We start from the raw sequence: 24,737 nt of genomic DNA on the forward strand, positions 1-24,737 counted from the left end.
GGAACGAGAGGGGCCCGGATGGACGCCGATCTGGCGGAACTGGCGACCGCACACGGGGTGGCCACCTGGTACGAGGACTGGCACCGGGAACGCAAGGACGTCGCCGACGTATCGGTGATCGGGGTTCTGGGTCTCCTGGGGGTGGATGCGTCCAGCCCCTCGGCCATCCGGGAGGAGCTTTCCCGCGTACGGGAGAAGGAAGCTCTCGGCCTCATGCCCGGAACCGTGGTGGTGCGCGAGAAGAGCACCCGAGAGCTGCCCGGACCGGCCACGATCAGGCTGGAGGACGGCACCTCGCGCGACGTCACCGAGATCCCCGGCGACCTGCCCCTGGGCTGGCACCGGCTGCACGTGGGCGAGCAGGATCTGACGCTCGTCGTGGTGCCGGTCGGGCTGCCCGAACCGCCCGCGACGTGGGGCTGGATGCTGCAGCTGTACGCGCTGCACTCGGCGCGCTCCTGGGGTATGGGCGACCTCGGCGACCTGCGCGAGTTCCTGAGCGTCTCGGGCGACCCGGGGCTGGTGCTGCTCAACCCGCTGCACGCGATCACCCCGACCCTGCCGGTGCCGGCCTCGCCGTACTCGCCGTCCAGCCGGCGCTTCGCCAACCCGCTCTATCTGCGGATCGCCGACACCGACGAATACCGCCGCGCCGATCCCGATCTGCGCGCCGCCGTCGACCGCCTCAAGCCGGCCCCGACCGCCGACGGGCTGATCGACTACAGCGCGGTGTGGCAGGCCAAGCGGGCCGCGCTCGACCTGCTCTGGCCGCTGGCGGGCGAGGTCGACCTCGAGTCCGACCCGGGACTGACCGACTTCGCCCGGTTCTGCGCGCTGGCCGAGCGGCACGGCCCGAACTGGACCGAGTGGCCGGAGGAACTGCGCCGTCCCGACTCGCCGGCCGTGCGGGCGTTCGAGAGCGACCGGATCGCCTACCACGCGTGGCTCCAGCGGCTGCTCAACGCCCAGCTCCAGGCGGCCAACGAGACGGCCCGGGCCGGCGGCATGCCGGTCGGGGTGGTGCACGACCTGGCCGTGGGCATCGACCCCAACGGCGCCGACGGCTGGCTGCTGCAGGACGTGCTGGCCGCGGGCGTGCACACCGGCGCCCCGCCGGACGCGTTCAACCAGCTCGGCCAGGACTGGGGGCTCGCCGCGTGGCGGCCCGACCAGCTCGTCGCGACCGGCTACGCGGCCTACCGCGACATGCTGCGGCGGATCTTCCAGCACGCGGGCGGCCTCCGCGTCGACCACGTGGCCGGGCTGTGGCGGCTGTGGTGGGTGCCGCCGGGCCTGGGTCCGGCCGAGGGCACCTATGTGCACTACGACCCCGAGGCGATGCTCGGCATCCTGGCCCTGGAGGCCTCCCGTGCGGGTGCGGTGGTGATCGGCGAAGATCTCGGCACGGTGCAACCCGCGGTGACCGAGACCCTCGAGCGGATGAACATGCTCGGCTCGGCCGTCCTCTACTTCACTCGCGAATGGACGCTCGACCAGCAGCCCTTCGTGCCGGCCGAAGACTATCCGCGCAACGCGCTGGCCTCGGTCTCGACCCACGACCTGCCGACCGCGGCCGGGTTCCTCACCGGCGAGCAGGTCCGGGTGCGGGCCGAGCTGGGCCAGCTGGCCGGCACGGTCGAGGAGGAGCAGGCTTCGGCCGGGCGCGACCGGGATGCCCTGCTCGCCGTCCTGCGGTCGGACGGGCTGATCACGGCCGATAGCACGACCGACGAGGTCATCGTGGCGATGCACGAGTTTCTCGCCCGTACGCCGTGCCGATTCGTCACCGCTTCGCTTTATGACGTGTTGGGTGAGCTCGCTCAGCCCAACCTTCCAGGCACTATGAACGAGTACCCGAACTGGCGGATGCCGTTGACCGCCGGTCTCGAGCAGATTGCCGGGGATCCGCGCGTCCGTACGGTCGCCGCGATCCTCGCCGACAGAAAGGCTCTCCGATGAGCTTCCTCGACAAGGCCAAGGACTTCATCGACAAGAACGACGAGAAGGTGGACCAGGCTCTCGAGAAGATCGGCGACGAGGTCGACAAGCGCACCGGCCACAAGCACAGCGCCCACATCGACCGGGCCGTCGACGAGGCGCAGAAGCGGACCGGGGAGGGCGACACGCGCCCCTAGCCCTTAAATGGCGAGCGGCGGGGGCGGCGGGTCGTCGTCCACCGCGTGCAGCATCGGGTGCAGCGGGACGTACGCGTCCCGCTGCCGGCACAACAGCGGCGGGAGCAGGGACGACCGGTGCTCCGGGTGCTCGGCGCAGTGCCGGGTGGCCCGGTTGATCGCGTCCGAGTGGTGCCGTCCACCGCCGTACTCGCCGCAGTTCGCGCAGTCCCAGCGCCAGAACGCCGGGCCCTCCTCGGAGAGGTGCCGCCGGATCTTCAGCGGCGGGCCGGCCTCTTCCTGAGCCGCCGCCAGGATCGCGGGCATGTCGCCCGCGGCCGGGGGATTCCCGGGGCGTCGCGGCTGCTCGCCGATCACCTGCGTCAGCACGTTGCTCGTGGACACGGCTCTACCTCCTCTGTCGCGCGGATCTCAGTGTTGAGGGACTTTCGCCGTTTCTGCGCCGTTTTCCGGGAAATAGCCGCCTTCGGGGGCCCGGACGACCATGGATACTTGCGGGGTGGCGCAGCGCAAGAGGTCGGAACGGCTCGTCGAGACGGTCGCCTCGGGAGTCGCCGAGCTGCTGCCCGACCCCGACCGCGACACCGCCTTCACGCTGCTGCTCGACGGCGCCCCGCAGTCCCACGTCGACCTGGCCGACCCGACCCACCTGCAGTTCGAATACGTCCGCCGGATGGCCGCGGCGATCGACCTGCTGGCCCCGCCCGGGCAGCCGTTACGGGCCCTGCACCTGGGCGGCGGGGCGCTCACCGTGCCCCGCTATCTCGCGGCCACCCGGCCCGGCTCTCCGCAACGGGTCGTCGAGATCGACGGGCCGCTGGTCGAGTTCGTCCGGCGCGCGCTTCCGCTTCCGGCCAAGGCAGGCATTCGCGTACGGGTGGAAGACGCTCGCGCCGCGGTCGAGGGCATGCGGGACAGCGGCTACGACCTGATCGTGCTCGACGTCTTCGCCGGCGCCCGCACCCCGGCCCACCTGACGTCGGTCGAGTTCGCCCACGCGCTGGCCCGGGTGCTCGCCCCGACCGGCCACCTGATCGCCAACATCACCGACGGGCCGCCGCTGCGGCACGCGCGGGCCCAGGTCGCCACGATCCGCGCCGCGCTGCCCGAGGCGTGCCTGGTCGCCGACTCGTCGGTGCTGCGCGGCCGCCGCTACGGCAACGTCGTGGTGATCGCCGGCCGCACCCCGCCGCCGATCGCCGGGCTGGCCCGCCGAGCGGCCGGCGACTGGTTCCCCGGACGCCTCGAGACCGACCTCGAACGCTTCGCCGGTGGCGCGACCCCCGTCACTGACAGTGTCGCCGTGGCATCACCACCACCGCCCGCGGGCCTGTTCGGTAACCGTGCGTAACATCCTCTCGGCCGAAAGTGCAAGTATTTTCGGCCTGTCGTGTTCCGGTCAGGAAATCCGGTGTGATTCGCGGCTGCAACCTTGTTTGCGGGATGACACACGGTTGTAATCGGTAACGGTCGCGTTTATCGGGGCGCGGCGTCAGTGGGGGGAAGCACGACATGCCCGACCGTTACGACGTGGCCGACACCTACCTGTTAGCCGACGTACCGGCGCTGCGCGACACGATCGCGAGCGCTTCCGAGCGTGTGCTCTGGAGCGGCCATACCGCCGTGGCCGAGTACGCGTTCGACGAGCCCGCCTCGCTGCCCCGGTGGACCCTGCCCAAAGAGACCGAGGTCGTCATCACCGACCAGCGCGTCCTCTATCGCGGGCCCGGCGCCGCCGACTCCGGCGAGCTGCGCTGGCCCTGGCCGCAGCATCTGCGGGTGCAGCCCGGCAGCCGCGATTCCGGTCGCCAGGCCACCGTCACGCAGATCCAGCTGGTCTGCGCCGGACCGGCCGGCTCCTTTCCCGCCCTCGTCTTCGCGGGTGGCGATCTGACCACGGTGAGTGACGCCGACCGTCTCGCCAACACGTTGCGGCAGACCATCGCCCGCTACCGGGTGGAGCACGCGGACGAGCTGGGCATCGCGCCGCCGCAGGTCCGCATGCTGTCCCGCCTGGTGATCGGCCCCGAGTTCACCAACTTCCAGGGCGGCGAGGGCCAGACGGTGTCGCTGATCGGCGCGGTCTCGGTCGACGCCACGCCCACCTCGGGGGTGCCCGCGCCGGCTCCCGGCTACGCCGCCGTCGCCCAGCCCTACTCGGCGCCGCCCGTGGTTTCCGCGCCACCCGTGGTGTCCGCGCCGCCCGTGGTGTCCGGGCCGCCGGTCGTGTCCGGGCCGCCGATCGTGTCGGGTCCGCCGGTTCCCGCCGCCGCCGACTGGCGGTCCGCGGTGCCGGCCGCCTCGAACATCCGCCCCTCGATCGACGACCTCCAGCCCGCTCGCCCCGAGATCGACGTCCGCCCCGAGGTGCCGGCACGGCGGTCGTGGTCGGCCCGTCCGGCCGACGAAGCCACCCTCAACGGCCGGCCCGACCTCGAAACCCGCGCCGCCGACCTCGCGGCCCGGGTGGCCGACCTGGTCGCCGGTGGCGCCGGGTTGGGCGCGGCCCCGCTGGCCGAGTTCGAGAATCAGACCAACCTCTCCGCCTATCTCGACGTGCCGCCGGCCACGGCTCCCCGGCCGCGCAGCGCCGCCGACGAGTGGCCGAGCGAGGCCGGCGACCGGGCCGAGTCGGTCCGTCGCACGGCCGCCCGATTCGCCGGCAACGCGGCCCGCGTGCGCAGCAGCGCCGCCCGCAGCGACGACGAAGTGGGCACCAGCGGACGGGGCAGCCACCGCCAGGGCTGAAGTGGACCGGGCCGTCTCGGGGCGGCCCGGTCTTCCGCTGATCTCTACTGCTTCTCGGCGCTCTTCAGGGGCGACTTCCCCATCGGTGCGCCCGCCGGCACGAAACAGGTGCCGTTGGCGACCCGCTCGTCGTGCGTACGGTGGGCCTTGCCGAGCAGCTCCATGAGCTCGTCCTGAGCCCGGATCCGTGCCCGGTACTTCTCCGGCAGGCTCTTGAGGTGCGCCTCCTCCACCAGCAGCCGGTGGAAGATCTCGTCGCAGTAGGCCGGGTCCTTCTCGATGTCGAGGAACTCGTTGGCGTGCCGGCGGGCGGCGGCGACGTAGGTCTGCGCGCGGCCCTTGGGGCTCAGCAGCGACGCCACCACGGTGACGAACAGGATGCCGATGATCAGCGAGAGCGACATCGCGGTGGAGATCTCGACGACGTTGACGTGCTCGCCGTCGTTGATGAACGGCACGTTGTTCTCGTGCATCGCGTGCAGGATCAGCTTGACGCCGATCAGGGCCAGGATCGCGGCCAGCCCGTACGAGAGATAGACCAGCCGGTCGAGCAGCCCGTCGATCAGGAAGTAGAGCTGACGCAGGCCGAGCAGCGAGAACGCGGTCGCCGTGAAGACCAGGTAGACGTTCTGGGTCAGGCCGAAGATGGCCGGGATCGAGTCGAGCGCGAACAGGATGTCGGTGCCGCCGATCGCCACCATCACCAGCAGCATCGGGGTGAGCACCCGCTTGCCGTCCTGATAGGTGAACAGCTTGTCGCCGTCGTACTCGTCGGAGGTCCGCAGAACCCGGCGGGCGATCTTGATGACGAAGTTGTCCGGCGCCTCGTCGTCGTCGCGCTGCTCGCGCAGCAGGTTGCCCGCGGTGACGAGCAGGATCAGCCCGAAGATGTAGAACACCCAGGCGAACGAGTTGATCAGCGCCGAGCCGAGGAAGATGAAGCCGGTGCGCGCGAGCAGCGACACCACGATGCCGACGAGCAGCACCTTCTGCTGGTCGGCGCGGGGCACCTTGAAGCTCGAGAAGAGCAGCAGGAAGACGAAGAGGTTGTCGACCGACAGCGCCTTCTCGGTGACGTAGCCCGCGAAGTACTCGGCGCCCATGTCGCTGCCGCCGAAGATGAACACGCCGACGCCGAAGAGGATGGCGATCGAGACGTAGACGATCGTCCACCGGGTCGCCTCGCCCAGCGACGGGATGTGCGCCTTGCGTACGTGGAAGAAGAAGTCGTAGAGCAACAGGCCGATGATGCCGAGAACGGTCAGCAGCCACACCAAGCCCGACACATCCTGCATGCGGTCATCCTAGGGGTGATGTGTTTCTATCCACCCTCCAGAACGGCGGCGCGACGCTGCGATTCGGTGAAGAACAAGACTCCGGTCAGGTCGGCGCCGCGAAGATCGGTGCCCCGCACATCGGCCCCGGTGAAGTCGGCGCGGCGCAGGTCGGCGTCGCGCAGGTCGGCCCCGATCAGCAACGCACCCCGGAAGCTCGCCCCACGCAGGTCGGCCCCGCGCATCCGGCGGCCGATCAGGTTGGCGCCGCGGTGATCCGGGCGGCCCCGGACTCCGGATCGGGCGAGCTCGCTTGCCCGCTGCAGCAGCGGATTGACCCGGCGCCGGTGCGCGTCGAGGTCGAGCGCGGTCAGTTCGGCCGGCGAGCCGGCCGCGAGGTGGTCGGTCCGGGCGAGAGCGTCCCGCAGTTTCCGATGTACGGGCGCGGCCTCGTCCAATTTCAGTGCCTCGGTGACGTACCACATCAGCTCGTGGAGTTGCCGCATGACCGGCAGGGCGGCGAACATCGGGCCGGCATTCTCGGGTGCCGCCCGCCAGTCCCGGCCGCCGAACGTCTCCTGGGTCAGGCGCTGCCCGGCCCCGAAGCAGTCGAAGACGACGCAGCCGTGGAAGCCGCTCGCGTCCAGCCGCTCGTGGACCGTGCACCCGAAGTCGTCACCCAGATTGCGGCAGGGCGTGCCGGCCGGCTTGTTGATCGCGAAGTCGGACGATTTGGCGAAGGCCGGCGCGACGCAGCAGAGCGCGGCGCAGCGGGCGCAGTCGGCGTGGAGTTCTCGGTCACCCATCTCCCCCCAATTGTCGCAGATCGTCGGTGGATCATGAACACCAGGCGAAAGAACCGTCACGGCATACAACTATTTCCTAACGGTTCACCCGAGCCCCACCGGCAACCATTCTTTCGTCCTGCGTGACTGGCTAATCACACACCGCGACACATGCTGCTCGCACGAACCGGACCTGCGGAAAGTCTGCGGATAAATCGCCCGCACTCATCGAAGGACGGCATCCTCGCCATTGCCCCGACGGTTGTCCGCAATTGTCCTACCGGGCCATCCGGCGACCCGTGGATATCACTACACTGCTGCGAATGATCTCCAGGCTCGTGACCAAGGCCGTCGTGATCGGGGTCGCGGCGACGTTCGCCATTGCCGCTCCCGCCTCCGCCGCCGCCACCCCCACGCTTACCGGTCCGGAAGAAGTCGTCGGTTACGGCGAGTTCACCATGACCGGCACCGCCGACCCGGGCACCACGGTTGACCTCTGGGAGACCGCGATCGGCTGGAACGACATGCAGCGCGCCCGCGACTGGGCGACCGACAACGGCTATGTCTCGGCCACGGCCGACGCGGCCGGCAAGTTCACGATCAGGCGCTACCTCGACTCCGGCTTCTACTTCGAGGTCCGCCAGGGCAGCGTCAAGTCCGCCCGTTACACGGTCTACAGCCGGATCAAGGCCGACTTCTGGGTCGACCGGGCCACCGCGGCCGGCACCGGCGTCGCCGGCATCAGCGTCAGCCCCAACCAGCCCGGCCTCGACGTGCAGGTTCAGCGTAAGTCGGGCAGCAGCTGGGTCAACGTGACCACGATGCAGACCGGCGAAGACTCGGTCACCAAAACCATCACCGGTCAGCCCGGCGGCGACCAGACCTTCCGGGCCGTCGTCAGCGGCGACACCTCGCAGGGCGTGCGCGGCACCACCTCGTCCGAGCAGACGCAGTGGATCGCGGGCGGCTCGACGCCGACCAACCCGCCGACCACGCCTCCGGCGGGCACCCCGGGCATCGGCTCGGTCCAGTTCACCAAGATCCAGTACGACGCCCCCGGCACCGACTCGGGCAGCAACGGCAGCCTGAACACCGAGTGGGCCAAGCTGACCAACACCACCAAGTCCACCATCAACATCAAGGGGTGGACGGTCCGCGACCAGCAGAAGATCATCTACACCTTCGGCAGCTACAACCTGGGCGCCGGCGCGTCGCTGTTCATCCGCAGCGGTAAGGGCGTCAACTCGGGCAACCAGCTGTACTGGGGTCGCGCGGGCCAGGTCGGCTACGTCTGGAACAACACCGGCGAGACCGCCTACCTGAAGAACCCGGCCGGCACCAACATCGACACCTGCAAATGGACGACGGTGTCGCCCGGCTACACGAACTGCTGATCCCCTTTCCGTCACAGAAGCCCGGTTCCCCTGCGGAACCGGGCTTCTGTCATGTCAGGCCGGCCGCGCCCAGCAGCGTCTCGGCCATCCGGACGCCCTCGCCGTCCAGCCCGTCGCCGTGCATCACGGCCCACGCGCTCGCCCCGTCGAAGGTCATGGTCAGCTGCCGGGCCAGTCGCTCGGGGTCGGCCACCCCACCTGCCGTCGCCTCGTGCCGGAAGAACTCGGTGAGCCCCTCCTTGTAGCGCCGCGCCACCGCCCGGGCCGGGTGGCCGGGCTCCTTGATCTCGATCGAGGTGGCCACGAACGGGCAGCCGTGGAAGCCGGGCCGCCCGGCCACCTCGTCGAGCACCCGGAAGACGTGCAGGATGCGCTCGCGCGGGGTCTCGCCGGTGTCACCGGCGGGCAGCAGGCTCGCGTTGAAGCCGGGCCCGATCCGCTCGAGACTGGCCGCGATCACCTCGTCCTTGCTGCCGAAGAGCTGGTACATCGACCGCTTGGACACACCGGCGGCCCGGGTCAGCGCCTCGACCCCTACGCTGAGGCCTTCGCGATAGAAGAGGTCGGCCGCCGCGTCGAGCAACCGTTCCCGGGTGTCGGTCATAACACCAGACTACCCGGTCTGGAAACTGATCGGTTTCCTCGGTCACATCCCCTTGGCACTCGAAAACTGATCGGTTTACCTTCAAACAAAACCGATCAGTTTCCCGTACGGGGAAAGGGTGTTCCCATGACCACGATCAAGGACTCGGTCGTCCTCGTCACCGGTGGAAGTCGCGGCATCGGCAAGGCGCTCGTCGAGGAGTTGTTCCAGCGCGGGGCGGCCAAGGTCTACGCCACCGCCCGCGACCCCCGGACCGTCACGCACCCCGACGCGATCCCGCTGCGACTGGAGGTCACCGACGAGGATTCGATCGCTGCGGCCGCCGCCGTGGCCTCCGACGTCACCATCCTGATCAACAACGCGGGCGCGGCGGCCGGTGCGTCGTATCTCGAGTCACCGCTCGCCGACGTACGGCGCGATCTGGAGACCAACTTCTACGGCCCGCTCCTGGTCACCCGGGCGTTCGTACCGGTGATCAAGCACCTGCTCAACGTGCACTCGGCGCTGTCCTGGCTGGCCGACGGCGGCCCGTACAGCGCCTCCAAGGCGGCGCTGTGGTCGCAGACCAACTCGCTGCGACTCCAGCTGCGCGAGCGGGGCATCAAGGTGACCGGCCTGCACGTCGCGTACGTGGACACCGACATGACAGCCCGGATCACCGCACCCAAGGTCAATGCGGTCGACGTGGCCGCGGCCGCCCTCGACGGCATCGAATCGGACGCGTACGAGGTGCTGGCCGACGACGTCAGCCGCCAGGTGAAAGCGGGCCTCGCCGGAGATTTGACGCTGCTTTATCCACAGCTCACCGCCTGACCCCGGTTTTTGTCAGGGGCCGTTGCTAGGGTCTCGCCCGTGACGATCAGTTCGAAGATCAGCACGTTCGCCGGCCTGCCGATCGTGGCCTGGGATGCGGACGAGACCCCCGACGACCCCACCGCCGTCGCGTGGCGGCTCGAGCTCGAAGAGTTCGACGCCTCCGAGGCGGAGTTCGAGGCCGCCCTCGAGGCCCTGCTGAAACGCACCGGCGAGGGCGGCCCGGTCGCGCTGATCGTCGGCGAGTGGGGCGAGTCCTACGAGCGCACCATGCCCCGAGATCTGCTGGTGCGCAACGCTCCCCGGCTGAGCCGGCTGCGCTCGCTGTTCGCCGCCGAGCTCACCTTCGAGCAGTGCGAGATCTCCTGGATCAAGCAGACCGACATCACGCCCCTGCTCGAGGCGTTCCCGCAGCTCGAGCGCCTGTGGGTGCGCGGCGCCGAGGGTCTCGAGCTCAAGCCGGTGCGTCACGAGGCCCTGCGCGAGCTGGCCTTCGAGTCGGGCGGCCTGCCCGCCGAGATCGTCCGCGCCGTCGCCGCCTGCGACTTCCCGGCCCTGACCCACCTCGAGCTGTGGCTGGGCGTCGACAACTACGGCGGCGACGCCCGCGCCGACGACCTGGCCCCGATCCTCTCGGGCCGCTCCCTGCCCGCGCTGACGTCGCTGGCCATCCGCAACGCCGAGATCGCCGACGAGGTCGCCGAGGCCCTGGCCGCCGCCCCGGTCGTGGCGCGGCTGACCCGCCTCGACCTGTCGATGGGCGCCCTGTCCGAAACCGGCGCCGAGGCCCTGCTGGCCGGTCAGCCGCTGACCCACCTCGAGACCCTCGACCTGCACCACCACTTCCTGAGCGAAGACCTGGCCGCCCGCCTGGCCGACGAATTCCCCGGCGTGCGGGTCGACGTCAGCGACCGCCAAGAGGAAGAGGAGTGGGGCCGCTACACCGCGGTGTCCGAGTGATACGCCTGGCCATCGTCGGCAACCCGGCCAACCGCCGGGTTGCCCTGGCCGCGGCCGCCGCCGAACGAGCCGGCCTGCCCCCACCCACGATCTACCCCTGGCGCGGCATCCTGACCGGCGGCCCGATACCCGGCCTCGGCGAGACCGTACGCATCGACTCCCCCGGTGAAGACGCCGACGTCGACCAACTGCTCCGATTCCTGGGCCACGCAGCGCCGGCCACCTCCGCGCGTGCGGGCTCTCCTACGCCGGCGCGGGCTGACTCTCCCTCGACTGCGCGTGCTGACTCTCTCTCGCCGGCCCGAGCTGACTTTCCGTCGACTGCGCGTGCGGGCACTTCCTTGCCGGCGCCCGCCGACCTTCCCTCGACTGCGCGTGCGGGCACTTCCTTGCCGGCGCGGGCTGACTCTCCCTCGTCTGCGCGTGTGGGCGCTTCCTTGTCGGCGCCTGCGGAGCTTCCCTCGCCTGCCCGCGCCGGCGAGATCGTCGGGGGTGCGGATGCCTATGCGGGGCTGGCTGTGGCGTTGGCGCGCGTGGCGGCCGGTGGTGGGCGGCTGCTCAATCCGGTCGGCGACATTCTGACGATGAACGACAAACGGCGTTGCCACGCGCTGCTGGTGGAGGCGGGTGTTCCGGTGCCGCCCGCGCTGCCCGACGTGGGCTCCTACGTGGATCTTCGGGCCGCCATGACGGCGTACGGGTGGGGAAGGGTCTTTGTGAAACCGGCCCACGGCTCTTCGGCCTCGGGCGTGATCGCGCTGGCCGTCTCGGGGTCTCGGGTCATGGCGGTGACCTCGGTCGAGATCGGGACGGACGGGCGTCTCTACAACAATTTGCGTGTTCGCCGCTATGACGACGAGGCCACGGTCGCCGGGATCGTCGACCGGCTCGCGCCCGACGGACTGCACGTGGAGCGCTGGTTTCCCAAGGCGGGGCTGGGCGATCGCGTGCTCGATCTGCGCGTTGTGGTGATCGCCGGCGAGCCGTCGCACGTCGTCGCTCGCACCAGCCGGACGCCGCTGACCAACCTGCACCTGGGCAACGCCCGGGGTGACGTGGCCGCCGTGCGCGCCGCGGCCGGGCCCGCCGCGTGGGGCAACGCCATGCAGACCTGTGTCGCGGTCGCGCGGTGCTTCCCGCGCAGCCTGCACGTCGGCGTCGACCTGATGTTCCGCGCGGGCTGGCGTACCCACGCCGTGGCCGAGGTCAACGCCTTCGGCGACCTGCTCCCGGGTGTGCTCGCGCCGACCGGCAACGACGGCGCCGGTTCGGCCGGGCTCGACACCTACGAGGCCGAAATCGCCGCGCTGCTCGACGGGCGCTATGCCAATTGGGCCGGCTCGTGCGTGCGTTGATCCCGAGCCACGACCTGCTCTTCGTCACGCTCGACACGCTGCGCTACGACGTCGCGGTGGCCGAGATGGCGGCCGGGCGCACGCCGACGCTCGAGAAGCACCTGCCGGACGGCCGGTGGGAGCGCCGGCACACGCCGGCCAGCTTCACCTATGCGGCGCACCACGCGTTCTTCGCCGGGTTCCTGCCCACGCCGGTCACGCCGGGGCCGCACGAGCGCCTGTTCGCGGCCCGGTTCGCGGGCAGCGAGACGAGCGGACCCACGACCTACGTCTTCGACGCGGCCGATCTGCCCGGTGGACTCGCCGCCGACGGCTATCACACTGTGTGCCTGGGTGGCGTGGGCTTCTTCAATCCGGGGGCACCGCTCGGGCGGGTGCTGCCGGGATTGTTCGCGGAATCGCACTGGGAGCCCGCCTTCGGCGTGACCGCGCCCGACGGCCTCGGTGCCCAGATCGAGCGGCTCGACTCCATCGTCGCGGGCCTGCCGGCGACGCGCCCGCTGTTCACCTTCGTCAACGTGTCCGCGCTGCACCAGCCCAACCAGCACTACCTGTCCCCGGCCGGCCACCACGACGACCTGACCAGCCACGCGGCGGCTCTGCGCTATGTGGACGGCCGGCTGGAAGATCTCTTCTCGCTCGTCACGAGCCGCGGGCGCCCGTGTCTCGTGATCATCTGCTCGGACCACGGCACGCTCTACGGCGAAGACGGCCACGTCGGCCATCGCGTCGCCCACGAGGCGGTCTGGACAGTTCCCTACAGCCACTTCGTTCTGGAACCGCGATGAAGCTCGACGAATCCCCTTACCAGGGTTATCTGTACGCCTACCCGCACAAGACCGCGTATCGGCGACTGGAACCGAGGCGCCCGCTCCGCGAGGTGTGGGCCGGCGAACGGCAGGACGCCCTTTTCGGGTACGTGCATCTGCCGTTCTGTGAGATGCGATGCGGGTTCTGCAACCTCTTCACCCGAGCCAATCCGCCCGCCGAGCAGGTAACCGAATACCTGGCGCAATTGCGGCGGCAGGCTACGGCCGTACGGGAAAGCCTGTCCCCGGAGGCGGAATTCGCCCAGCTCGCGATCGGTGGGGGCACGCCGACCTATCTCACCGCGCCCGAGTTGGAGACGCTGTTCGAGATCGTCGCGCTGGCTTTCGGCGAGGGCACCCGGCCGCTTTCGGTCGAGACGTCGCCCGCCACCGCGACCACCGATCGGCTCGCCGTTCTGAAACAGCGCGGCACGACCCGGATCAGCATGGGTGTGCAGAGCTTTCTCGACAGCGAGGCGCACGCGGCCGGACGCCCGCAACGGCTCAGCGAGGTGATGGGCGCGCTCGAGATAATTCGTACGGCGGACGTTCCCGTGCTCAATGTGGACCTGATCTACGGCATCGACGGGCAGACCGCCGCTACCTGGCAACATTCGCTCGACGAGGCGCTGAAATGGCGGCCCGAGGAGCTCTATCTCTACCCGCTCTATGTGCGACCGCTCACCGGGCTCGGCCGCCGGACGCACAGTCGCGACGGCTGGGACCGGCAGCGACAGGAGCTCTATCGGCAGGCGGTCGAGGTTCTGACCGGGGCCGGCTATGTGCAGCAGTCGATGCGCCAATTCCGCCGGGCCGGTGCGCCGGTGGTCGACGGGCCCGACTACTGCTGCCAGGACGACGGCATGGTCGGCCTGGGCTGCGGCGCGCGTTCCTACACCTCGTCACTGCACTATTCGTTCGACTACGCGGTCTCGGTCACCGAGGTGCGCGCGGTTCTCGACGATTACCTGTCCCGGCCACAGAGCGATTTCTCGTACGCGGAAATCGGCTTCGACCTCGACCACAGCGAACAGAGGCGGCGCTGGTTGTTGAAGTCGCTGCTTCGCCGGGAGGGCATCGATCCTGTCGCTTATCGGTCGCGCTTCGGTTCGGCTCATGCCGACGATTTCCCGCAGCTCGGCGATCTGGTCGAACGCGGCTGGCTGAGCGATGACCGGTGCACGCTGACGGCCGACGGACTGGCCCAGTCGGACGCGATCGGACCGTGGCTGGTGTCCGGGCCGGTGCGTGACGCGATGGGGACGTACGTCGTCCGATGAACGATCTCTACGTCCTCTATCGCGGGCCGCTGGCCAGCTGCAACTACGACTGTCCGTACTGTCCGTTCGCCAAGCGCGTCGACCCACCTTCGTTGCTCCGCGCGGACAAGTCCGACCTCTTGCGCTTCGCATCGTGGGTCGAAGAGACGACCGATCGACGCCTGTCGGTGCTGTTCACGCCGTGGGGCGAGGGCCTGACCCGCAGCTGGTACCGCGAGACAATCGTGCGTCTGTCCCACCTCCCGCATGTGGCCCGGGTCGCGATCCAGACGAACCTGGCCGCCCGGGTCGACTGGCTGTCCACTGCGGACCTTTCGGTGGCCGCGCTGTGGGCGACCTACCATCCCGGGCAGGTGACGCGGGAACGGTTCCTCGCCCGGTGCCGGCAGCTCGACTCGCTCGGTGTGCGCTACTCGGTCGGCGTGGTCGGCGTGCCGTCCCACTATGAGGAAGCGGCGGCGCTGCGATCTGCGCTGCCGCCCTCGGTCTACTTGTGGATCAACGCCGCCGAGGGGCACGCCTACAGCGCCGACGAGGAGCGGCGGTGGACGGCTCTGGACCCGCGTTTCGGCGACAGTGTGCGGCCGCATCGGTCGTTGGGGCTGCCCTGTCACGCCGGTGAGACGGCCATTTCGGTGTTGGGTGACGGCACCGTACGCCGGTGCCACTTCATCTCCGAACCGTTGGGCAACCTTTATGACGGGTCGTGGCGGGCGGCCCTGCGTCCACGTCCGTGCACCAACATCACCTGCGATTGCCATATCGGATATGTCCATCTAAAGCCGTTGGGTCTTCGTGACGTCTATGCGGATGGGCTGTTGGAGCGGGTCCTACCCGCTCCGACCTCCTCGGCGGTCTCGCTGCCGTTCCCGGTGGCCCGCGGAAATGTCGTACCCGGACGCTAGGGTTTCGCCGAATCGGTGACCACAGCACGCTTTGGGGAGGGCTGATGTATCGGCAAGGAGACGTGTTGATCGTGCCGGTGGCGGAAGGTGCAGTGCCTTCATGCACGGCCGTGCCCCGCGATCGGCAGGGCCGGATGGTGCTGGCCCGGGGCGAGGCCACCGGTCACGCGCACGTGGTCGGCGGTCCCGGTCTGCAACTGCTCGCCGACGTCGACGATCCCGAGAGCATGTTCGTCGAGGTGCCGTCCTACGGGCGGGTCACCCACGAGGAGCATGGCCCCATCTCGCTGCCCGCCGGGCACTATCGCGTGGTGCGACAGCGGGAATATGTCCCCGGCTCGTTCCGCCCGGTCGCGGACTGAGAGGCCGACGCCATGCGATTGACTGCCGAACAAGAGACGATGGCCGCCGCCGTCGAAGACCAGTGGCTGGCCGCTGCGCTCGAGACCACACCCGCCGACCGTCCGGCGGCCGAGGCCGGTGTACGCGAGGCCTACCGGCTCGCCGGCCGGCCCGAGCCGGAGCAGATCTTCTGGCTCGGCTCCCCGCGGGCCGGTGCGGTGGCCGCCGCGTTGCTGGCGGGCGCACCCGCCGAGGGCCCCGCCTGGGTCCACGAGGTGCACGACGCCTTGCTGACCCAGGGCTGGTCCCCGCGTCCTTCCCCTGGCGGATCGGTTCGGCGGCAGGTTCGCACCGAGCCGTGGGCCGCGGCTCGCGAACGCGTCTCGACCGTGCTGGGCGCCGAGGGCTGGGCTCAGCTCGGCGCCGCGGCGGGCCGCCGGTCATGGGCACTCGTCATGGACCGTGTTGCCGGCCGCCTGCGACTGCGGCTGGGCGAAGACCTGACCGCCGACCTGCCGACCGACCTCGCCCGGGCGGCCCGGTCCCGGCTGCTCGACGCGGTCTACGGCCAGCACGACGGCGTCTGGCTGGCGACTTTCGAGGCGGCCGACCGTCTGCAACCCGACGCCGCCCTGATGACGGGCCTGTCCGGTCTCGCCGCCGTGGCCCGGCACAGCGGCTGGTGGTGGGCCGGTTCGCAGTTCGCGATTCTCACCGAACGCCCGACCAGCCTGTCCCGCGACAACGTCGGCCGCCTGCACCGCGGCGATGGCCCGGCGATGGCCTACCCCGACGGTTACGCGCTGTGGGCCTGGCGCGGCATGCCCATCCCGACCGCCTTGGCCGCCGAACTGCCGACCCTGACCGCCGACCGCATCACAGCCGAGACAAACGCCGAGTTGCGCCGAGTCATGCTCGAACACTTCGGCTACGACCGTTACCTGCGCGGCGCCGGCGCCCGAGCCCTGCACCAGGACGAGACCGGCACCCTCTGGCACCTACCTCTCCCCGGCGACGAGCCCTTGGTCATGGTCGAGGTGGTCAACGCCACCCCCGAGCCCGACGGCACCAGCCGCATCTACTGGCTACGAGTCCCACCCACCACAACCACAGCCCGAGAGGGCGTCGCGTGGACGTTCAACCTGACCGCCGACGAATACCACCCGCAGATCCAGACGTAGCCCCGGTCGCCTCTGAACGTCTCCGTGGTCGTCACATTTCTGATCGAACTGTGCGCCGGCCCGCAGACGCGTCTCGCGATCGCCCAGTCGAACGGCGTGGTCGGGGAAAGGCTCGAGCCCAGTAGCGCTCAACCCGAACCCGCCCATCCGGATCGGTCCGCAGGATCTCCAAAACCGCATCTGCGATCACTTCGCGCCAGGTCACCTCGGCCACTGCGTCGTGTGCCGCTCGCCGGCGATCCTCCAGGCCTCCGGCCACTACGGCGTGTGCCACTCGCCGGCGATCCTCCAGGTCTTCGGCCACTACGTCGTGTGCCACTCGCCGCGATGCTCCAGGTCTTCGGCCACTACGTCGCGTGCCACTCGCCGCGATCCTCCAGGCCTTCGGCCAATGCCGCACGAACTCGCCGAGGCGAGCCGGCTCAGCGGCAACCGTCCGTCGATTCGATCATCGCCGACTCAGCCAACGACAGCCGCCGCCGGAACTGGATTCCCGATGCCTCGAGCCGATCGACCGCGAATCGCACAAGCGCGTTACACATGCCACCCGAATCGAATTTATCGAGCGCTCCAGAACGTGTCCTCGGCGCGCAAGAAACCCGATCATGAATACACGGAAGGCACCAGGCGAAAAATGTTTATTTTAGGATGATCCAATACTGACACCACACGACGGCCGACTGGAACAATAGCTCCATGACACAACTCTCCCTGTTCAGCCGGGCGCAATTGTCCGAGATGCGCGATCCCACCAGGGCCCACAATTACTCACCAGACCGTGAGGCCTTCCGCCGCGACCACGCCCGGCGCCGCAACCACGGAAAAGCCCAACGCCACGCCCGCCGCATCTACGAGACGTACCAAGCGTCCAGCCCCGAGCCACCACCCCCACCAGCAGGATCCACACAGCCAAGTCCCCAAACGGCCAGCCAGCGCCAACAACCGTCAGATCCAGCCCTCAAGTCAGCCAACAACCTCCGCTGACCCGCAACACACCGCGGGCCGGGCGTCGGCCGCGGCCCAGGTGCTGCGCGCCAGCACCTCCACAAAGGAGCGACGCAGCCTAAAGACGCGCAGAGATTTCACCCATCATCAAAGTCCACACTCGGACAAAAATCCGCCCACACCACACAAAGATCAGCACCCCGCACGCATGACACCCATTACAGCCACCACCAATTAGTCGTTCCCAACTTTCACCAAGCCCGGATCGACACAGCAACAAAATCGTCATCACCCCAGACCTGACGCCAAGCATCGAACAACCACAAACCCAAATACACAGCGACCATCAGGCCTTACCACCCGCGCCAAAATTCCAGGCCCCACCGCCGTCGTCCTCAGATCCAGCCAACAGACGAGCGTCCCGCGGCGTGCACCGGCATGCACCGGCATGCACCGACGGCAAACGGCCCCCACGGGCGTCGGGCGGCAGACACGCACGCAACAGGCGGGATCCCACGGGCGTCGGGCGTCGGGCATGCGGCAGGCGAACGAGCCCAGCGGCCGTCACGCGGCAGGCGGGCAGCCCACCGGCGCTGTGCGGCGGGCACGCGGCAGCCGAACGGGCCACCCGACCGTCACGCGACGGGCACGCGGCAGGCGGGCAGCCCACCAGCGCCATGCGACGGGCACGCGGCACGCGGGCAGCCCACCAGCGCCATGCGACGGGCACGCGGCAGCCGAACGGGCCACCCGACCGTCACACGGCAGGCACGCGCGGCAGGCGGGCAGCCCACCAGCGCCATGCGACGGGCACGCGGCACGCGGGCAGCCCACCAGCACCAAGCGACAGGCACGCAGCACGCGGGCAGCCCACCAGCACCATGCGACGGGCACGCGGGCAGCCCACCAGCGCCATGCGACGGGCACGCGGCCAGCGTGCAGGCGACAGGAAGCGGGCCCGCGACCATAGCGCGGCAGACACACGGCCGGCGGGCAGCCCACGGGCGCTATGCGACGGGCAAGCGGCGTGCACGCAGCAGACGCCCATCCCCGCGACAGGCAAGCGGCTCGCACGCAGCAGACGCCCCGCGGCCAGGCAGTCGAGAAGCGTGTTGCCGGCTGACGAACGGGTGTTTCATGGGCGAACGTTCAGGCGGGCGCCAGGCAGTATGTGAGGGACTGCCGGCGGAAATCTGCAACGCTGCCCCAACCCCGAAGGGTCAGGTCGGCAGCGACAAAGTCGCCAAACCCGACCGCGACGCCAGTCGCAGGACCAACCCGCCAGTCGACAGCGACAAAGTCGCCAAACCCGACCGCGACGCCAGTCGCAGGACCAACCCGCCACCGACCCACCAGCCGCAGGCACCGGAACGTGGGGTCTGGGGGCTCGGCCCCCAGGCAGAAATGCGAAAAGTCCCCGGTCCGCGCATTCGGCGGACAGGGGACTCCCGGACTTGTAGCGGGGACAGGATTTGAACCTGCGACCTCTGGGTTATGAGCCCAGCGAGCTACCGAGCTGCTCCACCCCGCGTCGGCTTGTATAGCTTACCTCGGGGGGTCGGGTGGTGTCAGACCGCCCCCGATACGAGCCTCCAGCCGCTGGCCCGGGTGCGTTCGGACCAGAATGCGGCGTAGCGTCCGCCGGCGGCCAGCAGCTGATCGTGGGTGCCTGTTTCGGCGATGCGGCCGTTGTCGAGGACCACGATCTGGTCGGCTGAGCGCACGGTCTGCAGGCGGTGGGCGATCACCAGCAGGGTGCGGTCGGCGGTCAGGGCGGCCAGCGCCGAGCCGATCGCTGCCTCGTTGTCGGGGTCGAGGGCCGCGGTGGCCTCGTCCAGCAGCACGATCGGCGCGTTTTTGAGGATGGCCCGGGCGATGGAGATGCGCTGGCGTTCGCCACCGGAGAGGCGTGCGCCGCCTTCGCCCACCATCGTGTCGTAGCCGTCGGGCAGCCGGGTGGCGATCTCGTCCACCCGGGCCAGCCGGGCCGCTTCGAGGACTTCGTCGTCGGTCGCTTCGGCCCGGCCGGCCCGGATGTTGTCGGTGATGCTGGCGTCGAACAGGTAGACGTCCTGGAACACCACCGAGATCTGGGCCATGAGTTGTTCGGTGGTGAGGTCGCGGACGTCGCGCCCGCCGACCCGTACGGTGCCTTCGAGGGTGTCGAAGAAGCGCGCCACCAGCCGTACGACCGTCGTCTTGCCCGATCCGGACGGCCCGACCAGCGCGGTCATCGAGTGGGCGGGAACGGTCAGGCTCAGCCCGTCGAGCACCCTGCGGTCGTCGTAACCGAACGTCACCCCGTCGAGTTCGATCGAGCCGTCGCTGGAAAACGAGGACGCAGCGGACGGCTCCGGCAGTACGGGCGTACGCAGAAGTTCGTCCATGCGGTCCAGGCTGTTGCGGGCCATACGCAGGGCCGCACCCAGGTCGGCCGCGGCTACGAGTGGTTCCGCGAACCGCACCGTCAACACCAGCAACGCCACCAGTGAGGCCGCGTCCACGGTGGTGCCCACGGCCACGGCCACGCCGGCCACGATGACCACCGTCACCGAAAGTTGCACCATCAGCGCCGAGGCGACCAGTCCGGGCCCGCCTTTCAGGAGTTGCCGGCGGTTGGCCCGATCCACTTCGGTCAGGGCCGCGTCCAATTGGGCAAACCCCTCCCCCGTACGCCCGTACGCGCGCAACACGGCCTGCTGCTGCGCGAACTCCACGATCCGGTTCGACGCCTCCACCCCGGCCGTGTCGACCACCACATCGGTGGCTGCGAGCAGCCGCGCCGACCAGCGGAACACGAGCACGATCAGCGGCACCGTGATCAGCGCCGCCACGGCCAGACGCCAGTCCACGAAGAGCATCGCGAGGACCACCACGGCCGGGCTCACGTACGCCGTCACGACCGGTTGGAGCAGGTGCGCGGGTACGCCCATCACGTCGACGACCCCGGTGCTGCTCATCCGGGCCACCCGTCCCACCCGGGCCGGCGTGAACCAGCCCAGTGGCAGCGCCGCGAGATGGTCGCCGATGCGGTGGTGCAGGGCGCGCGACAGCGCCATCCCGAGCCGGTACCCGAGTTGCGCCTGCACCCAGTAGGCGACCGCCGTCGCGAGCACGACCACGGCCAGCACCCCGAGCCACGGCTGCGCGCCGTCCGTGTCGCCGCGAAGGAGTGGTCGCAGCACGGGCACGAGTAGGACGAAAACCAGGCCCTGCAGGACGGCGTACGCGAGAACGCCCGCGAGATGACGTCGGAGCGGACCGGCGTAGGGGGCGCCGAGCACCCGGGCGAGCTGGCGGATCATCGGGCGGCCTCCATGGTGGTCGCGACCATCGCGGCGTAGCGCCCGCCGGCCGCGAGCAGGTCGTCGTGGGTGCCGCGTTCGACGATGCGGCCCTGATCGAGTACGAGAATCTGGTCGGCACCGGCGATCGTGTGCAGCCGGTGCGCGATGACCAGCAGCGTCCGCCCGGCAACCAATGTGGACAGGGCGTCCTGGATGGCCGCCTCGGATTCCGGGTCGGCGAACGCGGTCGCCTCGTCGAGCACCAGGATGGGCGTGTCGGCGAGCAGCGCACGGGCGATCGAGACGCGCTGGCTCTCCCCGCCGGACAGGTGCGCGCCCTCGCCGACGACCGTGTCGTATCCGTCCGGCAGTTCGGTGATGCGGTCGTGGATCTGGGCTGCCCGGGCCACCGCGATCACGTCGCCGTCGGTGGCTTCGGGCCGGCCGAGCGCGATGTTCTCGCGGATCGTCGCGCGCAGCAGGCGTACGTCCTGGAAAACGAACCCGACCCGCCGGTAGAGGTCGTCCGGGTCGATCGAGCGTACGTCGGCGCCGCCGATCGTCACCGAGCCCGCGGTCGCGTCGAAGAAACGCGGCACCAGGCCGGCGAGGGTCGACTTCCCGGATCCGGACGCGCCGACCAGCGCGGTCACGGTGCCGGGTTCGAGCACGCAGTCGATACCGGACAACACTTCCGTACGCCCGTCGTAGCTGAACGCCACGCCCTCGAACCGGACGTGGTTGCCCTGGGGTTCCTGGTCCCTGGTGATCGGCAGGGGCGGCACGGCCAGCACCGTCCCGATCCGGTTCGCGGCATCCCGAGCCTGACGCAGGCTGTTGGCGCCGTAGCCCAGGCTCAGCACCGGCCCGGTCAGCCCCACGCCGAGCAGCACGAACGGCAACACGTCGACCGGCGCCAGCCACCCTTGAGCCACGAACCAGGTGCCGCCGCCGAGCACGACGAGCACCATCACGGCCGGCGAGATGAGCGCGCTGGCGACCGCCTCGACCCGGATCATCGACCCGGCCCAGCTCCCGAAGAAGTCGGCGAAGTCGTCGGTCGCGCGCAGGAACCGGCGGTGGGCCCGGCGCGCCTGTCCGAACGTCTTGACGACCGCGATGCCCTGCACGAACTCGACCACCGCGGAATTGATCCGGCCGAGCGCCGCGGTGTGGGCCGCCATCTTTTCGGGATAGCCGCGCATCATTACCGCGTACGCGGAAAGGAACAGCGGTAGCACTCCCAGCACCAGCAGGCTCAGCCGCCAGTCCAAAGTGAACAGGTAGACGAGGGCCGCCACGGGCGTGACCACCGCCGCGACCAGATCGGTGATCGCGTGCCCGACCAGGTGATGCAGCGCGCCCACGTCATCCTGCGCGGCCCGCTTCACCTCCCCCGACGATCGCGCGTCGAACCAGCCCAGCGGCACTGTCCCGAGATGACGGGCAATTTCCCGCCGTACGTGGTCCTGGAGCCGGGCGTCCGCGAAATGCGTGATCCCCGTGCTGGCCATCATCGTCACCAACCGCACGAGCAGCCCGCCGACGGCCCACCAGGCCACCGTCCACAGTTCCGAGGTCTCGCCGGCCAGCAGGCGACGCCCGATCTCGGCCACGGCCAGGAACGGCACCAGCCCGGCCACCGCGGACACCACTTGCAACGCACCCGCCATCACGAGCGCCCCACGTACCGGCCTCAGCAGCCCGCCCAGTCCCGACTCCATGCCGCCTCCTGCGTACGGTGTAAACGTTGGTTAGGCTTCCCTAACTAAGACCGTCCGTCAAGAGCCGGTAGGGTCGCGATCGTGAGGCGGCCACCACTGACACGCGAGGCCATCGTCGCCGCGGCCCGGCAGCTCGCCCAGGACGGCGGCGTCGAAGCGGTGACCATGCGCCGGGTGGCCGCCGCCCTCGACTGTTCGGCGATGGCCCTCTACCGCCACGTCACCGACCGCGACGACCTGCTGTTGCTGGCGCTGGCCGACCTGGCCGAGGGCATCGACATCACCGTCCCGCCCGGGCCGCCCGCCGACCAGGTGCAGGCCCTGTTCGAGCGCATGTTCACCTTTCTGCGGGCCAACGGCTGGGCGGTCGACGTCCTGCGCCGGGGCGAGCTCTTCGCTCCCCGCGCTCTGCATTTCGTCGAACTGGCCCTGGACGCCCTCTCCCGCGGCGGCCTGCCCCCGGCCGAGGCCACGGCCGGCTACCTGGCCTTGTGGAACTTCACCATCGGCAGCCTCTGCTCCGAGCGCCCCACCACTTCCGAGGCCCTCGCCCGTCGCCAGTCCGTGGTCGACCAGGCCCCGCTGCAGCAACTTCCCCACGTGGCCACGGCACTCCCGATCCTGGACGCCACCTCCCGCACCGACGCCTACTCGCACGGCCTGCGAGCCCTGATCAGGGGCCTTCTCCCCCTATAGTGCCGGGCATGACCTGGTTCGACGCGCCGTCCCTGATCGAGGGGACCGAGTTGGCCGTACGCATCCTCCGCTCGGCCGGCACGCCGATCGACATACGCCCGACCGGTGTCCGGGTCCACGCCGGCACGACCGTCAGCCAGGATCTGGGGCTGACTCCCGACGATCTCGGTCTGCAGCAGCTGAGCGTCGTCTTCGAGTCCCCCGACCCACCCGCGGTGCGGGGATTCTGGCAGCGCGTGCTCGACTACACGCCCACAGAGGACGGTCTGTCGGATCCGCTCCGACGCGACCCCACGATCCATATCCGCCCGTCGACCGAGCCGCGCCCATTACGGAACCGCATCCACCTCGACGTGGTTCGCCCCGCCGCCGCGGTGGCCCAGGCCAGCCCCGGCGAGCCTTCGGGCCCGTACGGCGTCTGCCACACCGACCCGGACGGCAACGAGGTCGACCTGGTGCCCGCCGAGCCGCTCGCCGGCGCCCCCGACTGGCACACGGCCTTCAGCGCGATGGCGTGTTATCGCACGTCTTCGCCGGCCCAGCAGTGTGCTTTGGCCACCGCCGCGGCCGCGCTGGCCACCGAGGCGGGCTTTCCGCTGCTCATCGACCTCCGTCCCGGCTTGGTGATCCTCGACAGCGGCAAAGACATGTGGGAGCCCCACGCCCACGGCCTGGACCTGGACTTCGCCACCCTGGCCGCCGCCATCTCAGCCGCCGCGCGGGGCCTGGGCGTCGCCGCCGACCCCGGGATGCCACGCTTCACGCAGCTCTTCCTGGACGCAGCCGACGTTCCCGCCGTACGCGCGTTCTGGCTGACCACCCTCAACTACGCCCCAGACCGCCGAACAGGCTTAACCGACATCCACGATCCACGCCACCTGAACCCGGTGCTGGTGTTCCAGCCCTTGGACGCCTCCGACACACCCCGCCGCAACCAGCGCAACCGCATCCACTTGGAGCTGACCGTCCCCACCACCCAGGCACAATCGCGGGTAGCCAAAGCAATAGCAGCCAACGGCCACCTCTTGGACCAGTCAGAAAGCCGCTGGCACCTGGCCGACCCCGAGGGCAACGAGCTGGTGATAACCGAACACAGCTGAGACCCGGCCAGGCCGACAAACGGCAAGAGCCAAAGCGCAGCCACCAAGGCCACAGCGCGACAGACCAACGCGCTACGCACCGAAAGCGCAACACACAGGATCGGGCCAACGAGCACAGGCCGACGAGCACCGAACCAAAGCCGTCGGCACCAGGCAACAGGGCGACGAGTAGGGGGCGACAGGACCTGCCGACCGCGACGAAGTCGCCAACCCCTACCGCGACGCCAGTCGCAGGACCCAGACCTGTCGGTCGCGACGAAGTCGCCAACCCCAACCGCGACGCCAGTCGCAGGACCCAGACCTGTCGGTCGCGACGAAGTCGCCAACCCCAACCGCGACGCCAGTCGCAGGACCCAGACCTGTCGGTCGCGACGAAGTCGCCAACCCCAACCGCGACGCC

The 24,737-nt window shown here is 69.9% G+C and carries 20 protein-coding genes, 1 tRNA gene and 1 pseudogene; 15 read left to right on the top strand and 7 right to left on the bottom strand.

Annotated elements, in window-relative coordinates:
• Positions 1 to 18 precede the first annotated feature (18 nt).
• Both malQ and KOI35_RS45880 read left to right on the top strand, forming a co-directional pair.
• Positions 19 to 1,959 carry a 4-alpha-glucanotransferase gene (gene malQ, locus KOI35_RS45875; protein ID WP_215796086.1) on the top strand — a complete coding sequence of 647 codons (1,941 nt, stop codon included), beginning with the start codon at positions 19 to 21 and terminating at the stop codon, positions 1,957 to 1,959.
• The gene (locus KOI35_RS45880) at positions 1,956 to 2,135 is read left to right on the top strand and encodes an antitoxin (protein ID WP_215796087.1); all 180 of its coding nucleotides are present in this window, start codon (positions 1,956 to 1,958) and stop codon (positions 2,133 to 2,135) included. The genes malQ and KOI35_RS45880 overlap by 4 nt, the downstream gene beginning before the upstream one ends.
• A gap of 3 nt (positions 2,136 to 2,138) precedes the next feature.
• Here KOI35_RS45880 and KOI35_RS45885 read toward each other — a convergent pair whose 3' ends face one another.
• Positions 2,139 to 2,519 carry a hypothetical protein gene (locus KOI35_RS45885; RefSeq protein WP_308121461.1) on the bottom strand — a complete coding sequence of 127 codons (381 nt, stop codon included), beginning with the start codon at positions 2,517 to 2,519 and terminating at the stop codon, positions 2,139 to 2,141.
• 100 nt (positions 2,520 to 2,619) lie between these two features.
• Here KOI35_RS45885 and KOI35_RS45890 point away from each other — a divergent pair, with 100 nt between their 5' ends.
• Both KOI35_RS45890 and KOI35_RS45895 read left to right on the top strand, forming a co-directional pair.
• Positions 2,620 to 3,486 (top strand): spermidine synthase, encoded by an 867-nt coding sequence (locus KOI35_RS45890; RefSeq protein ID WP_438870671.1) that lies wholly within the window; start codon positions 2,620 to 2,622, stop codon positions 3,484 to 3,486.
• A 161-nt stretch (positions 3,487 to 3,647) separates the two neighbouring features.
• On the top strand, positions 3,648 to 4,883 hold the full coding sequence (locus tag KOI35_RS45895) for a translation initiation factor 2 (protein WP_215796089.1): 1,236 nt from the start codon (positions 3,648 to 3,650) through the stop codon (positions 4,881 to 4,883).
• 311 nt (positions 4,884 to 5,194) lie between these two features.
• On the opposite strand, the pseudogene KOI35_RS45900 reads toward KOI35_RS45895, so the two are convergent.
• Both KOI35_RS45900 and KOI35_RS45905 read right to left on the bottom strand, forming a co-directional pair.
• Positions 5,195 to 6,178: pseudogene (locus KOI35_RS45900) on the bottom strand (TerC family protein); the annotation flags it as partial.
• Positions 6,179 to 6,204: 26 nt separating this feature from the next.
• Complete coding sequence (locus KOI35_RS45905; protein ID WP_215796091.1) at positions 6,205 to 6,963, bottom strand: pentapeptide repeat-containing protein; 759 nt, start codon at positions 6,961 to 6,963, stop codon at positions 6,205 to 6,207.
• A 302-nt stretch (positions 6,964 to 7,265) separates the two neighbouring features.
• Here KOI35_RS45905 and KOI35_RS48160 point away from each other — a divergent pair, with 302 nt between their 5' ends.
• On the top strand, positions 7,266 to 8,336 hold the full coding sequence (locus KOI35_RS48160; RefSeq protein ID WP_246614886.1) for a lamin tail domain-containing protein: 1,071 nt from the start codon (positions 7,266 to 7,268) through the stop codon (positions 8,334 to 8,336).
• 49 nt (positions 8,337 to 8,385) lie between these two features.
• On the opposite strand, the gene KOI35_RS45915 is transcribed toward KOI35_RS48160, so the two are convergent.
• Entirely contained in the window at positions 8,386 to 8,940 is a 555-nt protein-coding gene (locus KOI35_RS45915) for a TetR/AcrR family transcriptional regulator (protein ID WP_215796092.1), read from the bottom strand.
• A gap of 126 nt (positions 8,941 to 9,066) precedes the next feature.
• On the opposite strand from KOI35_RS45915, the gene KOI35_RS45920 reads away from it, so the two are divergent.
• The 8 genes from KOI35_RS45920 to KOI35_RS45955 are packed head-to-tail and all read left to right on the top strand — an operon-like array spanning position 9,067 to position 16,585.
• Complete coding sequence (locus tag KOI35_RS45920; RefSeq protein WP_215796093.1) at positions 9,067 to 9,753, top strand: SDR family oxidoreductase; 687 nt, start codon at positions 9,067 to 9,069, stop codon at positions 9,751 to 9,753.
• Positions 9,754 to 9,792: 39 nt separating this feature from the next.
• The gene (locus KOI35_RS45925; protein WP_215796094.1) at positions 9,793 to 10,713 is read left to right on the top strand and encodes an STM4015 family protein; all 921 of its coding nucleotides are present in this window, start codon (positions 9,793 to 9,795) and stop codon (positions 10,711 to 10,713) included.
• Entirely contained in the window at positions 10,710 to 12,068 is a 1,359-nt protein-coding gene (locus tag KOI35_RS45930) for an STM4014 family protein (RefSeq protein WP_308121462.1), read from the top strand. Before KOI35_RS45925 ends, KOI35_RS45930 begins: the two co-directional genes overlap by 4 nt.
• Positions 12,056 to 12,856, top strand: coding sequence for an STM4013/SEN3800 family hydrolase (locus tag KOI35_RS45935; RefSeq protein WP_215796095.1), 801 nt, complete (start codon positions 12,056 to 12,058; stop codon positions 12,854 to 12,856). The genes KOI35_RS45930 and KOI35_RS45935 overlap by 13 nt, the downstream gene beginning before the upstream one ends.
• Positions 12,853 to 14,157, top strand: coding sequence for an STM4012 family radical SAM protein (locus KOI35_RS45940; protein WP_215796096.1), 1,305 nt, complete (start codon positions 12,853 to 12,855; stop codon positions 14,155 to 14,157). Before KOI35_RS45935 ends, KOI35_RS45940 begins: the two co-directional genes overlap by 4 nt.
• Entirely contained in the window at positions 14,154 to 15,062 is a 909-nt protein-coding gene (locus tag KOI35_RS45945) for an STM4011 family radical SAM protein (RefSeq protein WP_215796097.1), read from the top strand. Before KOI35_RS45940 ends, KOI35_RS45945 begins: the two co-directional genes overlap by 4 nt.
• Before the next feature lie 44 nt (positions 15,063 to 15,106).
• On the top strand, positions 15,107 to 15,424 hold the full coding sequence (locus KOI35_RS45950) for a DUF8820 family protein (RefSeq protein ID WP_215796098.1): 318 nt from the start codon (positions 15,107 to 15,109) through the stop codon (positions 15,422 to 15,424).
• Positions 15,425 to 15,436: 12 nt separating this feature from the next.
• Positions 15,437 to 16,585: a DUF6745 domain-containing protein gene (locus KOI35_RS45955; protein ID WP_215796099.1), complete on the top strand. Its 1,149-nt coding sequence runs from the start codon at positions 15,437 to 15,439 to the stop codon at positions 16,583 to 16,585.
• 2,402 nt (positions 16,586 to 18,987) lie between these two features.
• Here KOI35_RS45955 and KOI35_RS45960 read toward each other — a convergent pair.
• The 3 genes from KOI35_RS45960 to KOI35_RS45970 form a co-directional block, all read right to left on the bottom strand.
• Positions 18,988 to 19,061, bottom strand: a tRNA-Met gene (locus KOI35_RS45960).
• Positions 19,062 to 19,098: 37 nt separating this feature from the next.
• A complete protein-coding gene (locus KOI35_RS45965; RefSeq protein ID WP_215796100.1) occupies positions 19,099 to 20,835 on the bottom strand; it encodes an ABC transporter ATP-binding protein in 1,737 nt (578 codons plus the stop codon).
• A complete protein-coding gene (locus KOI35_RS45970) occupies positions 20,832 to 22,541 on the bottom strand; it encodes an ABC transporter ATP-binding protein (protein ID WP_215796101.1) in 1,710 nt (569 codons plus the stop codon). The genes KOI35_RS45965 and KOI35_RS45970 overlap by 4 nt, the downstream gene beginning before the upstream one ends.
• Positions 22,542 to 22,622: 81 nt before the next feature.
• Between KOI35_RS45970 and KOI35_RS45975 the strand changes: the two genes are divergently transcribed.
• Both KOI35_RS45975 and KOI35_RS45980 read left to right on the top strand, forming a co-directional pair.
• Positions 22,623 to 23,237, top strand: a complete 615-nt coding sequence (locus KOI35_RS45975) for a TetR/AcrR family transcriptional regulator (RefSeq protein WP_308121464.1) — start codon at positions 22,623 to 22,625, stop codon at positions 23,235 to 23,237.
• An 8-nt stretch (positions 23,238 to 23,245) separates the two neighbouring features.
• The gene (locus tag KOI35_RS45980; RefSeq protein WP_246614888.1) at positions 23,246 to 24,337 is read left to right on the top strand and encodes a VOC family protein; all 1,092 of its coding nucleotides are present in this window, start codon (positions 23,246 to 23,248) and stop codon (positions 24,335 to 24,337) included.
• The last annotated feature ends 400 nt before the right edge of the window (positions 24,338 to 24,737 follow it).

Source organism: Paractinoplanes bogorensis, from assembly GCF_018829635.1.
Classification (GTDB): domain Bacteria; phylum Actinomycetota; class Actinomycetes; order Mycobacteriales; family Micromonosporaceae; genus Actinoplanes; species Actinoplanes bogorensis.